General features: G+C 71.6%; 16 protein-coding genes. 9 read left to right on the top strand and 7 right to left on the bottom strand.

Annotated elements, in window-relative coordinates:
• Nucleotides 1–14: 14 nt before the first annotated feature.
• The 6 genes from AC1DX8_RS02700 to AC1DX8_RS02725 all read right to left on the bottom strand — a co-directional run bounded on the left by AC1DX8_RS02700 (nt 15) and on the right by AC1DX8_RS02725 (nt 6,179).
• Nucleotides 15–740 carry a dienelactone hydrolase family protein gene (locus tag AC1DX8_RS02700; RefSeq protein ID WP_477628359.1) on the bottom strand — a complete coding sequence of 242 codons (726 nt, stop codon included), beginning with the start codon at nt 738–740 and terminating at the stop codon, nt 15–17.
• Nucleotides 741–809: 69 nt separating this feature from the next.
• A complete protein-coding gene (locus AC1DX8_RS02705; RefSeq protein ID WP_477628360.1) occupies nt 810–1,445 on the bottom strand; it encodes a peroxiredoxin in 636 nt (211 codons plus the stop codon).
• Between the two features lie 49 nt (nt 1,446–1,494).
• Entirely contained in the window at nt 1,495–2,427 is a 933-nt protein-coding gene (locus tag AC1DX8_RS02710) for an alpha/beta fold hydrolase (protein WP_477628361.1), read from the bottom strand.
• Nucleotides 2,428–2,506: 79 nt separating this feature from the next.
• The gene (locus AC1DX8_RS02715; RefSeq protein ID WP_477628362.1) at nt 2,507–3,499 is read right to left on the bottom strand and encodes a Rossmann-fold NAD(P)-binding domain-containing protein; all 993 of its coding nucleotides are present in this window, start codon (nt 3,497–3,499) and stop codon (nt 2,507–2,509) included.
• Nucleotides 3,500–3,505: 6 nt separating this feature from the next.
• On the bottom strand, nt 3,506–4,681 hold the full coding sequence (locus AC1DX8_RS02720) for a hypothetical protein (protein ID WP_477628363.1): 1,176 nt from the start codon (nt 4,679–4,681) through the stop codon (nt 3,506–3,508).
• The gene (locus AC1DX8_RS02725; protein WP_477628364.1) at nt 4,674–6,179 is read right to left on the bottom strand and encodes a coiled-coil domain-containing protein; all 1,506 of its coding nucleotides are present in this window, start codon (nt 6,177–6,179) and stop codon (nt 4,674–4,676) included. Before AC1DX8_RS02725 ends, AC1DX8_RS02720 begins: the two co-directional genes overlap by 8 nt.
• A gap of 57 nt (nt 6,180–6,236) precedes the next feature.
• Here AC1DX8_RS02725 and pafA point away from each other — a divergent pair, with 57 nt between their 5' ends.
• The 3 genes from pafA (at nt 6,237) to AC1DX8_RS02740 (ending at nt 9,061) form a co-directional block, all read left to right on the top strand.
• Complete coding sequence (gene pafA, locus AC1DX8_RS02730) at nt 6,237–7,604, top strand: Pup--protein ligase (protein ID WP_477628365.1); 1,368 nt, start codon at nt 6,237–6,239, stop codon at nt 7,602–7,604.
• Nucleotides 7,605–7,689: 85 nt separating this feature from the next.
• Nucleotides 7,690–8,637, top strand: coding sequence for an FKBP-type peptidyl-prolyl cis-trans isomerase (locus AC1DX8_RS02735; protein ID WP_477628366.1), 948 nt, complete (start codon nt 7,690–7,692; stop codon nt 8,635–8,637).
• 37 nt (nt 8,638–8,674) lie between these two features.
• On the top strand, nt 8,675–9,061 hold the full coding sequence (locus AC1DX8_RS02740) for an FKBP-type peptidyl-prolyl cis-trans isomerase (protein WP_477628367.1): 387 nt from the start codon (nt 8,675–8,677) through the stop codon (nt 9,059–9,061).
• 18 nt (nt 9,062–9,079) lie between these two features.
• Here AC1DX8_RS02740 and AC1DX8_RS02745 read toward each other — a convergent pair whose 3' ends face one another.
• Nucleotides 9,080–10,210 carry a DUF3866 family protein gene (locus AC1DX8_RS02745; RefSeq protein WP_477628368.1) on the bottom strand — a complete coding sequence of 377 codons (1,131 nt, stop codon included), beginning with the start codon at nt 10,208–10,210 and terminating at the stop codon, nt 9,080–9,082.
• 52 nt (nt 10,211–10,262) lie between these two features.
• On the opposite strand from AC1DX8_RS02745, the gene AC1DX8_RS02750 reads away from it, so the two are divergent.
• The 6 genes from AC1DX8_RS02750 to AC1DX8_RS02775 all read left to right on the top strand — a co-directional run bounded on the left by AC1DX8_RS02750 (nt 10,263) and on the right by AC1DX8_RS02775 (nt 14,647).
• The gene (locus AC1DX8_RS02750; RefSeq protein ID WP_477628369.1) at nt 10,263–11,252 is read left to right on the top strand and encodes a helix-turn-helix transcriptional regulator; all 990 of its coding nucleotides are present in this window, start codon (nt 10,263–10,265) and stop codon (nt 11,250–11,252) included.
• Nucleotides 11,249–12,232, top strand: coding sequence for a helix-turn-helix transcriptional regulator (locus AC1DX8_RS02755; RefSeq protein WP_477628370.1), 984 nt, complete (start codon nt 11,249–11,251; stop codon nt 12,230–12,232). The genes AC1DX8_RS02750 and AC1DX8_RS02755 overlap by 4 nt, the downstream gene beginning before the upstream one ends.
• Nucleotides 12,233–12,242: 10 nt before the next feature.
• Nucleotides 12,243–12,554, top strand: a complete 312-nt coding sequence (locus tag AC1DX8_RS02760) for a hypothetical protein (RefSeq protein WP_477628371.1) — start codon at nt 12,243–12,245, stop codon at nt 12,552–12,554.
• A 69-nt stretch (nt 12,555–12,623) separates the two neighbouring features.
• Nucleotides 12,624–12,911, top strand: a complete 288-nt coding sequence (gene tatA / locus AC1DX8_RS02765; RefSeq protein ID WP_477628372.1) for a Sec-independent protein translocase subunit TatA — start codon at nt 12,624–12,626, stop codon at nt 12,909–12,911.
• 69 nt (nt 12,912–12,980) lie between these two features.
• Complete coding sequence (gene tatC, locus AC1DX8_RS02770) at nt 12,981–13,751, top strand: twin-arginine translocase subunit TatC (RefSeq protein WP_477628373.1); 771 nt, start codon at nt 12,981–12,983, stop codon at nt 13,749–13,751.
• Entirely contained in the window at nt 13,748–14,647 is a 900-nt protein-coding gene (locus tag AC1DX8_RS02775; RefSeq protein WP_477628374.1) for a YegS/Rv2252/BmrU family lipid kinase, read from the top strand. The genes tatC and AC1DX8_RS02775 overlap by 4 nt, the downstream gene beginning before the upstream one ends.
• The last annotated feature ends 9 nt before the right edge of the window (nt 14,648–14,656 follow it).

The following is a 14,656-nucleotide window of genomic DNA, read 5'->3' on the forward strand; positions in this document are numbered from 1 at the left end:
CTGCCGGTCACCGTCTAGACAGGCAGCTTCTCGGCGAGCCAGGCCGTGGTGGTCGCCCAGGCCTCCTGCGAGGCTCCTTCGTGGTGGAACACCGGCGAGGGGTTGTCGAACGCGTGCCCGGCGCCGGCGTAGGTCAGGAACGTGACGTCGTCGTTGGTGGCCGTCAGCGCCGGCTCGATCTCGCGCACGGTGTCGACGGGGATGTAGGCGTCGTCGAGTCCGAAGTGGTGCAGGCTCGGTGCGCTCACCTGCGGGGCCAGCCCGAGCAGGTTCGGCAGGGCCGAGCCGTAGTAGCTCACCAGCGCGTCGGGGCCCGCTCCCGCGGCCCCGGTGACGGCGGCGACGTTGAACGCCAGGCCTCCACCGAAGCAGAAACCGAGCACCCCGACCGGCCCGTCCACGGCAGGGTGGTCCTGCAGCGCGTCCAGGGCAGCGGCGCCGTCGCCCACGGCGGCGTCCCAGTCCACCCTCCCGAGCAGCTCCACGGCGCGGGGGAGACCATCGGCCGCCTCGCTGACCACCTCGTCACCGACCCGCCAGTAGAAGTGCGGGACCAGCACGACGTAGCCGAGGTCGGCGAGGTCCTGGGCGCGGCTGCGGATGTAGTCGGTGACGCCGAAGATCTCCTGGAAGAGCACGACGCCCGGGCCGGTGCCGGCCTCGGGGAGGTAGAGGTCTGCGGGCACCTCCCCGTCGGAGACGGGGACCGGGTAGCTGGCGTACGCGCTGGAGGGAGTCATGCCCCCAACGTAGGCCGCGCCGACCCCGGGTGGGGGACGGCGCGGCACACCTGCTGGATGGTGCTGGCCTCAGGCGGTCGGCGCCTCGGCGTAGCGCAGGTAGGGCTTGACCACCTCGACGTCCTTGAACCGCGCCCGGGCGTCCTCGGTCGTGACGGTGGGCGCCACGATGATCCGCTCGCCGGCCTTCCAGTCCGCCGGGGTCGAGAACGGCCCGGAGTCGTTGACCTGCAGGGCGTCGAGCGCGCGCAGGATCTCGTCGAAGTTGCGTCCGGCGCTCTTGGGGTAGGTCAGCGAGAGCCGCACCTTGCCGGCCGGGTCGATGAGGAAGACCGAGCGCACGGGGGAGGTGTCACCGGCCCCGGGGTGGATCATGTCGTAGAGCTCGGCGACCTCGCGGTCCTTGTCCGCGACGATGGGGTAGGTGACGGCGGCGCCGGACACCTCCTCGATGTCGTTCTTCCAGGCCGTGTGGTCCTCGAGGGCGTCCACCGAGACGGCGAGCACCTTGGTGTTGCGGGCGGCCCACTCGTCCTTCAGCTGCGCCACCCGCCCCAGCTCGGTCGTGCAGACGGGCGTGAAGTCGGCGGGGTGGCTGAACAGCACGGCCCAGCCGTCGCCCTTCCAGTCGTGGAAGGTCAGCTGTCCCTCGGTGGTCTCGGCGGTGAAGTCGGGGGCGTCGTCGCCCAGTCGCAGGGTGGCCATGACGGTCCTCTCGAAGGTAACGCAAAGTTTGTCGAGACCAAACATGCCGTTATCTGCCCGAGGAGTGGATGACTTGTCCGGATGCTGGTACGCCGGACAGCCGTGCCACGGCGTCGGCCACAGCTCGGACCGAATCCGGCTCCAGCAGTGCTCCGTAGTGGTCCGAGGCCAGCCCGGTGACCTCGATGTCGGCCGGCAGCCGGGCGAGCTCGATCCGTTCGGCGGTGTACAGCCCTTCGGGCTGGCCGAGCGGCCCCCGGGCCGCCCAGAGCAGCGCACCGGGGCACTGCAGCGTGTGCACGGCGCTGAGCGTGGCCGGATCGCTCATCAGGTCGGCCCAGTCGGCCCGCACACTCTCGAGCGAGCTCGTCGAGCGCATCTGCCCTGCCGGCCCGGCCAGGTCGTGCAGCAGGTATGCCGTGAGGTCACCTCCCGCGGGGGAGTCCAGCAAGGGCCCCATCGCCGGGTGCTGCGCCCAGTGCCTGAGGTAGTCGGCCCCGTCGTCGAAGGTCATGGACAGGCGGTCCATCGCCGGCCCGATGACGCTGTGCAGCACCTGGTCCACGTCGGCGATCTGATCAACGAGGGTGCCGGGGGACGGGAACGCCAGCCCGCCGTCGACCAGGACGACCCCGGCGACCCGGTCGGGGTGGGTCGCCGCCGTGAGCGCCGCCACGAACGCGCCCATCGCGTGTCCGGCCAGCACCGGCCTCGACAGCCCGTAGTGGTCGACGAGGCGCACGACGTCGGCCACGTGGTCAGCCAGGCCAGTCGAGCGCAACGCCGAGCTCTCGGCCCGCCCGCGCAGGTCGGGGGCGAACACGCGCACGCGTCCGGAGAGGACACGCGCGACCGGCGCCCAGCTCAGGGCGTTCGACGAGATGCTGTGCAGCGCGACCACGTCGGGCGCCCCCGCCTCGGCGTCGGCCAGCACGTGCACGGCCAGCCGTCCGCCGCTGACCTCGACGTCGCCGGTGTGCATCCTCGGACGCTACGCAGGCAGTTCGGCCCCGGACATGGCGGCGATGCCCACATCGGGGCCCTGAGGATGTGGCGGGGACCTAGCTGCGTGCCGCGTCCAGCAGCGCGACCTCGTCGGCGGGGGACAGGCCCGCCTTGCGGGACCGTCCGGGCCCGGTGGCGAGCTCCCACGCCAACGTGTCGGCCAGCGTGTCCTCGAGGGGTCGGGCGACGAGCCCCAAGGCATGCGCTGCGGCGGTGCTGCGCGCCATGAACCCGGCATACTCCGGCAGCGGCAGCCACAGCGGCAGGCTCCGCTCACCCGACCACGGAGCGACCTCGTGGGCAGCCAACCAGTCCTGGTCGACGGACACGAGGGCGTCAGTGTGGCCTGCGACGGAACGGGCCGTGGCCAGGTGGTCGGTCAAGGGGACGACCGGACCGCTGGCGTTCACGACGCCGCTCCCGTGGGACAGGCCGGTGCGCACCAGCCACTGCGCCAGGTCGCGGACGTCGAGCACCTGCGTCAGCAGTGCGCTGTCGGGCACCAGGACCGCGCCCCCGGGATCTGCGGGGTGGGCGAACCGCAGCGGCCAGTACCCGGTGCGGTCGGTGTGGTCGCCCGGGCCGGCGATCAGCCCGGAGCGGGCCACGAGGGCTCGGTCGCCGACGCCGTCCAGCACGAGTCGCTCGCACGCCACCTTGCGAGCGCCGTAGGTGTCCCAGCCTTCGTCATCGCCCTCGTGGGCGGTGAGCAGCTCGGCGCCCTCGTCCGCGTCCGGAACGTCCTCGCGGGCATAGACCGAGGCCGAGGAGACGAACACCCAGGACGCGGCCCTGCCCCCGAGGGCGTGCAGCGCGCTCGCCACCTGGCTCGGCTGCCGGGCGACGTCGACAACGACGTCCCAGTCACGGTCTCGCACGGCGTCGTAGGCGCCGGGCTCGCCCCGGTCGGTGCGCACGACCTCGACCACGTCCGGTGGGGGACCTGACCGGCCCCGGGCCAGGACCGTGACCTCCTGGCCCAGCGCCACGCCGGCGGCAGCGACCTCACGGCCGAGCCAGGCGGTGCCACCGAGGACGAGCAGCGACATGTGGTCTCAGGCCCGGGTGGCCGCCTTCGCGTCGGCCTCGGCGTCCTCGTCGGCGTCCTCGTCCGTCTCGTCGTCCGCCTCGTCGTCCGTGGCGTCGGCGACGCCCTCGACCTGGCTGACCTCGTCCTGGGCGTCCTCGCCCTGGCCGTTCTCATCGGCGGGACCGGTCTGGTCGACCGGCTCGTCGCCCTCCTCCTCGGACTCGGTCTCGTCCACCGGCGCGGCTGCCGAGGCCGCCTGCGCGGGGGCGTCGTGGTGGTCGTCGAGGCCGTCCACCATCGCGGCACCGCCGAGGGTGGCGAGCATCTGCCGGACGTTGCTCAGCTGCGCCGTGATGCTGTCGCGACGCTGCGTCGCCGCGGACAGCTCGCGCTCGGAGTCGCGGCGGATGCGCTCGGCCTGTTCGCGGGCCGCGGCGACCAGCTGCTCGGCCTCGGCCTTGGCCGCTTCCAGAGCGCGCTTGCTCTCGGCCTGGGCCTCCGCGTGGGCGCGCTCGCTGTCGGCCGACAGGGTCGACGCGCGCTCCTGCGCCTGGGTGAGGGCGTCCTCGTGGGCGGCCATCTGGGCGGAGAACTCGGCAGCGGCCTTGTCGCGGCGCTGGCCGAGGGTCGCCTCGAAGTCGGCGGCAGCGGAGGCGGCGCGGGCACGCTGGTGCTCGTAGAACGCCTCGGCCTCCTCCCGACGTGCCGAGGCCTCGCGGTCGGCGTCGTCGAGGATCGCGTCAGCCTGCTGCTTGGCCTTCTCGACCACTTGGGTCGCCTGGGCGTCGGCCTTGGTGCGGACGTCCTCGGCATAGCGGTCGGCCTCCGCGCGCACGCGGTCGGCCTCGAGCGTGGTCGTGCCCTTGAGCGTCTCGGCGTCGGCCCGCGCGTTGGACCGGATCTCGTCGGCTTCCTCGTCGGCGAGGCCGAGGATGGTGCCGATCCGCTCGCCGAGGTTGGCGTAGGTCGGTGCGGCGGCCTTGCTCTGCTCCTCGCGGAGGCTGGCGAGCGCCTGGGCGGCGCCGGCCTGCTCGTCCTGGGCGCGGGCGAGGGCGGCACGCAGCTCGCTGACCTCGACGGTGCGCTCGGCTGCCTCCTGGCGCGCCTGTTCCAGCGCGCCGGCGTGCTCCGCACGCCACTGGTCGACCTGCGCCGGGTCGTAGCCGCGCAGGACGCTGCGGAAGGAGGTCGTGTCACTCATGGTCGTTCCGTTCTTGGTGGGGGATGGGGGTCGGGGGGGTCGGAGCGGCATCGTGGTCGGCTGCCGTGTCTGCGGACTTCTCGGGCACGGCCAGGGCGTTGATCACGCCGGACAGGTGGCCCAGCTGGGTCGTGATGTCCTGGCGACGCGAGGCGAGGGCGGCCACTTCCGACCGTGCGCGCTCGAGCATCGCCCGCGCTTCCTCGCGCACCCGGTCGGCATCGGCGCGGGCCTCGGCCGTGGTCGTGACGAGCTCCTCGCGGGCCTGGCGGTGCGACTCGTGGGTCTCGCGCTGCAGCCGCTCGATCTCCTGCGCGGTCCGCTCACGCACCAGACGGGCAGCCTTCTCGGCCTCCTCGAGGCGCCGGGCCGCACGTTCGTCGGCGGCCTGCTCGGTCTCGGCCGCCGACGAGAGCACCCGCTCGGCCTCGGCAGCGGCGGCCGCGGTCGTGCGCTCTGCCTGCGCCTGGGCGGCAGCCATCACTGCCTCGGCCTGGGCGCGCAGGCGCTCGGACTCCAGCCGGGCGGACTCGCGGTCGGAGCGCGCCCGGTGGGCCGTCTGGGCCAGGGCGGTCTGGATCAGCTGTCGTCGGGAGCGCACTCGCGCCGTCAGCTCGCGGCGGGTCTCCCGGCGCATCCGGCGCACCTCGGCGTCGCCCTCGTCGAGGATCCGGCGCACCGTCTCCTGACCCCACTTGAGGTGGTCCTCGGCCTGCGTCATGATCTCGCCGGCCTCGGCGTGGGCCCGGTCGAGGCGCTCCTGGGCGTCCGCCTGGGCCTGTTCGACCAGGGCAGCCGCCTTGGTGGCGGTCTCCTGCTCGTGGATCGCGGCGGCGCCGATCATCCGCTCCGCCTCGATCTGGGCTTCCTCGCGGTGCTTGGCCGCTGCGGCAGTCGCCTCCTCGAGCAGAGCGGCCCGCGCGGCCTGCGCCTGCTCGTCGCGCTCGGCGAAGTGGGCGTCCATCGTCTCGACGTTGGCGCGGAAGGCGGCGTCCCGCTCGGCCTCGTGCGCGGCATACCGGGCCATGGCGGAGTCGTAGTCGCTCTGGGCGCTGGCTCGCAGGGACTCCGCACGGGTCTTGGCGTCATCGAGCAGCGCCGCCGCCTCGGCGCGGGCCGACGTGACGGCTTCCTCACTGGTGCGGCTGGCCGACTCGGTGAGCATCGACGCCTGTTCCGCGGCGTCCGCGACCAGCGACTCCGCCTCGCGGGTCGCCTGCTCGAGGGCCCGACCGGCCTGCTCACGCTCGCGCACCGCGTCGGCGTGCTGGCGCTGGGCGTCGTCGAGCAGCGACTGGACCTCCTCGCGGATGCGCGCGGCGTCGGCGCGTGCGTCAGCCAGGACCTGGTCGGTCTCGGCACGCATGGCGTCGGCATACGCCTGTGCGCGTTCGAGGATGGACTGGGTGTGCCGCGTGAGGTCGCCGACCTGGGTGGTGGTCGAGCCACTCGCACGGCTCCCCGCGTCCGCTGCGTGGGCGTCGGGCATGGCGCCCATGATTCCACGGTGCGTCAACCTCGCGGACCAGAGGCTGGTAAAGCCTAGAGTGGGTTCATGGACCGGCGGATCTTCGGGATCGAGAACGAGTACGGCATCACGTGCACGTTCGAGGGGCAGCGACGGCTGACCCCCGACGAGGTCGCCCGCTACCTCTTCCGCAAGGTCGTCTCGTGGGGCCGCTCGTCCAACGTGTTCCTCTCCAACGGCAGCCGGCTCTACCTCGACGTCGGATCCCACCCCGAGTACGCCACCCCCGAGTGCGACCACGTCCGCCAGCTCGTGGTCCACGACAAGGCGGGGGAGCGGATCATCGAGGGCCTCGTGGCCGACGCCCAGGAGCGGCTCGCCGAGGAGGGCATCGAGGGCGAGATCTACGTCTTCAAGAACAACACCGACTCGGCGGGCAACTCCTACGGCTGCCACGAGAACTTCCTGGTGGGGCGCGCGGGGGAGTTCCAGCAGCTGTCCGACGTGCTCATCCCGTTCCTCGTGAGCCGCCAGATCACCTGTGGGGCCGGCAAGGTCGTCACCACCTCCAAGGGCGCCACCTTCTGCGTCAGCCAGCGCGCCGACCACATCTGGGAAGGCGTGTCGTCGGCGACCACCCGCAGCCGGCCGATCATCAACACCCGCGACGAACCGCACGCCGACGCAGAGCGCTACCGGCGGCTGCACGTCATCGTCGGTGACTCGAACATGAGTGAGACCACCACCATGCTCAAGGTGGGCTCGGCCGACCTGGTGCTGCGGATGGTCGAGGCCGGCATGGTCGTGCGCGACCTCACGCTGGAGAACCCCATCCGGGCCATCCGCGAGATGAGCCACGACATGACCGGTCGCAAGACGGTCCGCCTCAGCAACGGTCGCGAGCTCTCCGCGCTGCAGATCCAGTCCGAGTACCTCGAGCGCGCGCAGGCCTTCGCCGACCGCGAGGGGCTCGAGGACCCGATCCACAAGCAGGTCCTCGACCTGTGGGAACGCACCCTCCGGGCGGTCGACACCGGCGACCTCTCGCTGGTGGACACCGAGATCGACTGGGTGATCAAGCACAAGCTGATCAGCGGCTACATGGCCAAGCACGACCTGCCCATGGAGCACGCCCGCATCGCCCAGCTCGACCTCGCCTACCACGACGTCAACCGCGAGCGCGGGGTGTTCTACCTGCTGCAGAAGCACGGTCGGGCAGCACGCATCACGACCGACCCGGAGGTCTTCGAGGCCAAGAGCGTGCCGCCGCAGACCACGCGGGCCAAGCTGCGCGGCGACTTCATCAAGGCCGCCCAGGAACACCGTCGCGACTTCACGGTCGACTGGGTGCACCTCAAGCTCAACGACCAGGCCCAGCGCACCGTGCTGTGCAAGGACCCGTTCGCCGCGGTCGACGCACGCGTCGACCGGCTCATCGAGGGCATGCGCGGCTGAGGGAACGTTTCGGACAAATCGGGCTTTGCCAGCCGTGAAGGTTATGGTGGGCGCTGGTTCCCGCCCCCAGCGAAAGTCCTCCATCGTGCATCTGCGACGTTTTCCTGCCCTCACTGCTGCCGCCCTCGCGGCAGCCCTGGCGCTCACCGGTTGCGGTGACTCCAAGGACACCAAGGGCTCTCCGCTCGACAAGATCACGGTGACCGGGGGCAGCGACACGACGGCCCCGACCGTGACGGTCAACCCCAAGCCGCTCTCGGTGACCGAGACGACGACCAAGGTGGTCAAGGCGGGCACCGGTGCTCCGGTCAAGGGCGACGAGATCGTCAGCCTCAAGTACGTCCTGCTCAACGGCAAGGACTCCTCGGTGCTCGACAGCAACTTCGGCAAGCAGAACCTCGGCCTCAACCTCGGCGCGAGCGACCTGCTCCCCGGCCTGAAGAAGGGCCTGGTGAACCAGAGGATCGGTTCCCGCGTGCTCGTGGCCATGCCGCCCAAGGACGCCTTCGGCACCCAGGGGAACGCCAACATCAAGGTCGGCGCCACCGACACGGTCGTGTTCCTGATGGACGTGCTCTCCGCGACCAAGCCACTGGCGTCCGCCGAGGGCACCGAGGTCAAGCCGGCCGCCGGCCTGCCCACCGTGACCGTGGAGACGGGCAAGCCAGCGACGATCGCCATCCCCAAGGGCGCCAAGCCGCCGACCAAGACCGTCGGCCAGCTGCTCATCCAGGGCTCGGGAGCCAAGGTCGAGGCGGGCCAGATGATCCGCGTGACCTACACCGGCGCGCTGTGGAAGGACGGGTCGATCTTCGACTCCTCCGCCAACAGCCCCACCAAGTACTTCGAGACCGTCATCGGCAAGCAGCAGGTCATCAAGGCCTGGGACGCGCAGCTCGTCGGCAGGACCGTCGGCAGCCGTGTCCTCATGGTCGTCCCACCGGCCGACGGCTACGGCGCCGCCGGCAGCCCCCCGAAGATCAGCGGCACCGACACCCTCGTGTTCGTCGTCGACATCCTCGCGGCCTACTGAGCCAGCCCCACCACCACCCCTGCGAAGGAGCAGCCCCATGGGTTTCGACCCCAACACCACCAAGCCCGAGATCGACTTCCCCGGCGACGCGGCCCCGGCCGAGCTCGTCATCGAGGACCTCACCGAGGGTGACGGCCAGGAGGCCGGCGCCGGTGACACCATCTCCGCCCACTACGTCGGAGTCGCGCACTCCACCGGTGAGGAGTTCGACGCCTCCTGGAACCGTGGCGCCCCGCTCGACTTCCGTCTGGGCGTCGGACAGGTCATCCGCGGCTGGGACGACGGCATCGTCGGCATGAAGGTCGGCGGGCGTCGCAAGCTCGTCATCCCCCCGCACCTGGGCTACGGCGACCGTGGCGCCGGCGCGGCGATCAAGCCGGGTGAGACCCTGATCTTCGTGGTCGACCTGGTGGACGTGCGCTGACCGGGCAGTCCTGAACCATCAGCTCTCCAGCAGCCGGGCGGCATACCGCCCGGCTGCTGCGCTGTAGTGGAAGGCCGCGTGGTCCTCGTCGAGGCCACGGCCCATGGTCGACAAGCGCACCGGCACGCCGCGCAGGGCCGCGTCCAGCCCCTCGGCGTCGACCTCCCGCACGCGGAGGGCGCCCTGGGCGCTGCGCACCATGGCGTGGGCCTGGTCGGCGACCAGCAGCCCGAACTCCGACGGGTCCGTGGGCAGCGGGACGTCGGCCGCCACGAGGCAGATCCGCCCGTACGCCGTCGTGCTGTGGTGCGAGATCCCTCGGTGCCGCTCCCGGGCGTCGGCGTCCGACACCCGCAACGCAGCCACGCCGCGTCCGCCGAGCGTCCCGACGGCGTTGAGGGCCTCCCCGGCGGCGACCCCCGTGAAGCCCCACGGCGTCCCCGTCCCGACGTTCCCGGGCCCCTGGATGACGACTGCGATGTCGGCCTCGAGCACGTGGCGCGCCGCCAGGAGCCCGGAGTGCAGGGTGACCGCCTCGTGCTCGCCGCCGTAGGCCTGGCCCACGGTGACCGTGCCGGCCAACCAGCCGTGGTCGGACAGCGTGGCGACGTTGCGCGAGAAGGCGATGGGCAGCGCGCCGCCATCGGTCATGAGGTAGACCACGCGGGCTCGCGGCCGGTCGAGGCGGATGCCGGCCAGGACCGCGGGCAGGGCCGAGTGCAGGTCGGCCACCACGACCGGCATGCCCTGCAGGTCACCGGACACCGCGAGTGGTCCGGTCATGACCGCGTGGTGCGGGCTGTCCTGCTCGTCCACTGCCATGAACATCTGCTGCTGCGGGGTGTACCTCGCCTTGACGATGTGCCCTTCGGTGGACTCGGGATCGGCCGGCAACCGGTCGGGCGCGGCCACGATGAACGCCAGCCCGCCGGTGCCGAGCCCCCGGAGCAGGGCCGACGCGTTGAGCAGCACCCGATCGCCGACCTGCGGCTCCCCGACGAGTGCCGTGTACGCGAGCGCGCGGACCAGGTCGTCGCTGGTCAGGGCCTCCGCGGCGGCCGCTCGGGGGGTGAGCCGCACGGCATACTCCACGGCGCCCGGCCAGCGGCCAGTCACCTGCTCGACCGTTCCCTCGCGCCACTGCATCACGACACGCAGACTAGCCACGAAGGGCGGGTGCCACTCGGGTAGCGTCGGGCGGGTGAGTTCCCCCACCGGTCCGGCGGCCAAGACCGAGCGCCTGCTCAACCTCGTGCTCTGCCTGCTCTACACCCGCCGCCCCCTGCCCAAGTCGCGGATCCGTGCCGTCGTCCCCCAGTACGGCGACGCCACGAGCGACGAGGCCTTCGACCGGATGTTCGAGCGCGACAAGGACGAGCTGCGCGAGCTCGGCATCCCGCTCGTCACCGAGGACATCGGTGGCGCCTGGGACGACGAGGTCGGCTACCGCATCGACCAGCGTGAGTACGCCCTGCCGGACATCTCCTTCGAGCCCGACGAGCTGGCCGTGCTCGGTCTGGCCAGCCGCACCTGGGCGCACGCCTCGTTGGCCGGTCCCGCCGCGCAGGCCCTGCGCAAGCTCAAGGCGGCCGGCATCGAGCGCGACGGCGACTCCCTCGTGGGCATCGAGCCGCGCCTCGGCACGAGCGAGCCGGCCTTCGAGCCGGTGAAGAACGCCGTCGTGGGGCAGCGCACGATCAGCTTCGGGTACCGCACCGGCGGTGAGGGTGCGGTCCTGACCCGGGTGGTGCAGCCCTGGGGGCTCGCGTCGTGGCACGGCCGCTGGTACCTCACCGGGTTCGACCTCGACCGCGAGGCGGCGCGGGTCTTCCGGTTGTCGCGCATCGACGGCGACGTCACCGAGGTGAAGAAGGCCCCGCCGTATGCCGTGCCGGCCGACCACCGCGCGCAGGAGATGATCCGCACCTCGGTGGGGGAGCAGCCGACCCGCGACGCGGTGGTCAGGGTGCGGGCCGACCGGGGCAACACCCTGCGCCGTCGGGCCACGAGCACGACCGACCTGGGGGAGTGGTCCCAGCTGGTCGTGCCGTTCGGCGACGCCGACGCGCTGGCCGACGAGGTGTGTGGCTATGGCGCAGACGTCGTCGTCAGCGCGCCGGCCGAGGTCCGTGACCTCGTGGTCCAGCGCCTGCGCGGAGCGCTGGCGGCACACACCGGTGGTGCGGCATGACGCCCCCGCCCAAGAAGGCCAGGACCGTGCAGGAGACCGCGACCGACCGGCTGGCTCGCCTGCTGACCATGGTGCCCTGGCTGGTCGCCCGCCAGGGCATCGACCTCGACCAGGCCGCTGCCGAGCTGGGCATCAGCGTCGAGCAGCTCGAGACCGACCTGCGGCTGCTCTATCTGTGCGGGTACGGGCAGATGCCCGACGAGCTGATCGACGCGCAGTGGGAGAACGGGCGCGTCTTCGTCACCAACGCCGACACCATCGCCCGACCGCTGCGGCTGGGGCGTGACGAGGCCCTGACCCTGATGGTCGGGCTCCGGGCGCTGGCCTCGGTGCCGGGGCTGGGGGAGCGGGATGCCATCGAGCGGGCCATGGCCAAGCTCGAGCAGGCCACCGGTGCCAGCGCCGAGGCCGCGGCCCGCGTCGAGGTGGCGATCAGCGAGGGGGTGGAGGCCGACCTGCTCTCCGATGCCCGGCGAGCCGTCGAAGGGCACCGGCGGGTGCACCTGCGCTACCTCGTGCCCAGCCGCGACGAGGCGACCGAGCGCGACGTCGACCCGATGCGCGTGGTGAACCTGGACTCGCGCTGGTACCTCGAGGGCTGGTGCCACCTGGCCCAGGACACCCGCACCTTCCGCATGGACCGGATCGCCCGGCTCGACGTGCTGGACGAGGACGGCACCCCTCCACCGGACGCCCAGCTGAGGGACCTCGACCTGGGAGCGTTCACCCCCCGTCCCGACGACACCCGCGTCACGGTGCGGCTGCTGCCCGGGGCGACCTGGGTCAGCGACTACTACCCCGTGGACTCCGTGGAGACCGCGCCGGACGGGTCGCAGACGGTCACCCTGCGGACCGCCGACACGCTCTGGCTGCGCCGGCTGGTCTGGCGGCTCGGGGGACGCGGCACCGTCCTGGCCCCCGCGGAGGTGGCCGCGTCGGTGCGTGAGGGGGCGCAGGAGGCGCTGGCGGCGTACGAGTAGGGTCGTTGCCGTGTGGTGGTGGATCCTGATCTGGGCCCTGCTGGTGCTGGTCGCGCTGGCCTACCTGGCGACCCGTGCTTGGGGCGTCTGGGGCCAGTTCAAGGAGCTCACAGCAGAGGTCAGCCGCTCCTCCCGGACGGTGGCCGCCCTGCAGGCCGAGAGCGACCGCCTCGGCGAGCGTCCTCCTCCGCCCCAGCCTGACATCTTCGGCGACCCCCGCGTGCTGCGGCGGGAACGCGAGGCCACCCGCGCCTCGTTGAAACAGCAGCGGCGCGCCCGACTGGCCGCGCGGCGTCCCAGCTGGGCGCGGCACCTAGACTGACCTCCACGTGCCGCACCCACGGCATGATCGAGACATGGTCACCCCGGTGGCCGAGAGGAATTGAGTACCATGCGCGGACTGTTCGAGGGCTGGCACCTCATCATCTTGCTCGTCCTCCTGGTCGTGCTGTTCGGCTTCAAGCGTCTCCCGGATGCCGCTCGGTCGATCGGTCGTTCGATGCGCATCTTCAAGTCCGAGGTCGACGAGATGAAGAGCGAAGGCAAGTCAGCGGCCAGCTCCGACACCGTGAAGGGCGAGACGGTCAAGGACGCCGGAGCAAGTCCCGGCACCGAGGGCACCAACCCGATCCGCGAGGACAACGCGCCGCGCACGGACAACAGCTCCGGCGCCTCCTAGTCCACCGGAACCTCTCACCCGCGAACGACGACCATGGCCTTCCGGCGTGCCCGCAACCCTGAGGGGCGCATGTCTCTGGGTGACCACCTGCGCGAGCTCCGCCGTCGGTTCCTCATCTCGGCGATCACCCTCCTCGCGGGCGCGGTGCTGGGCTGGATCTTCTACGAGCGGGTCTACGGCCAGCTCGCCGCACCGTTCAACGACTACAAGGACCAGAACCCCACCAGCGTCATCAGCCTGAACTTCGGCAACGCCACGGCCGCGTTCTCCCAACAGGTGAGCCTGTCGATCTTCGTCGGGGTGTTGCTGTCGAGCCCGGTGTGGCTCTACCAGCTGTGGGCCTTCATCGTGCCGGGCCTGACGAAGAAGGAGCGCCGGATCTCCCTGGCCTTCATCGCGGCCACCGTGCCGTTGTTCCTGTCCGGCTGCGCACTGGCCTACTACGTCCTGCCGAAGGTGTTGGACGTGCTCTACGGCTTCACGCCTCCGGGTGCGTCCAACATCCAGCAGGTCAGCGACTACTTCTCCTTCGTCACGAGGTTCATCCTGGCCTTCGGCTGCGCCTTCCTGATGCCGGTCTTCCTCGTGGCCCTCAACGCCATCGGAGTCCTCCCGGCGTCGGCGATGGTCAAGGCCTGGCGGCCGGCCATCTTCGGGATCTTCGTCATTTCGGCCGTCGCCACCCCGACGCCGGACGCCTTCACGATGTTCCTGATGGCCATCCCCCTCTGCGTGCTCTACGTCGCGGCCATCCTCGTCAGCAAGCTGATCGAACGAGGGCGGCGCAAACGCCGTCCGGACTGGGTCGAGGTGCCCGACGACGAAGCATCGTCATTGTGAGCAAGCGCGTCGGCCTCGTGGTGAACCCGACGTCGGGCAAGAACCGCGGCATGGCCCTGGGGCTCGAGGTGGCCCAACGGATGCGGGCAGCCGGACACGACGTCGTCGACCTCTCCGACGAGACGTATGCCGCCGCCCGCGACCGCGCGCTCGGCGCCATCGCGCAGGGCCTGGACGTGCTCGCGGTGGTCGGTGGCGACGGCATGGTCCACCTCGGCGTCGAGCTCGCGGCCGAGACCACGACGACCTTGGCCATCATCGCGGCCGGCACGGGGAACGACGTCGCTCGGGGCCTCGGTCTCCCCGTGCACGACCCGGTCAGGGCAGCCGACCTCGTCAGCACCGGTGTGCCCCGCACGATCGATGCCGTCCGCCACGTCGACGCCCACGGTGGCCGACACTGGTACGTCGGCGTGCTCGGCGCAGGCTTCGACTCACTCGTGAACGAGCGGGCCAACACCTGGCCGTGGCCCAAGGGGCAGATGCGCTACAACCTCGCCATCCTGCGAGAGCTCCCGCTGTTCAAGGCGATTCCCTACGTCCTCACCGTCGACGGGGTCCGGCACGAGGCCAAGGCGATGCTCGTCGCGGTCGGCAACGGGCCCAGCTACGGGGGAGGGATGCACGTGCTCCCGGACGCCGAGTTCGACGACGGGTTGCTCGACGTGCTCCTGCTCCACGAGATCAGCACCCTGGAGTTCCTCAAGGTCTTCCCGAAGGTCTTCAAGGGTGCCCACGTGGGCCATCCGGCCGTCGAGATCATCCGCGGGCGCTCGGTCACGCTGGAGGCCGACGGCATCGTGGCCTACGCCGACGGCGAGCGGTTCGCACCGCTCCCGCTGACCGTCGAGGTGGTCCCCGGCGCGGTGACGGTGCTGGCGCCCGCTGCACCGTAGGCTCGGGAG

This window comes from Pedococcus sp. P2_A3, assembly GCF_056405035.1.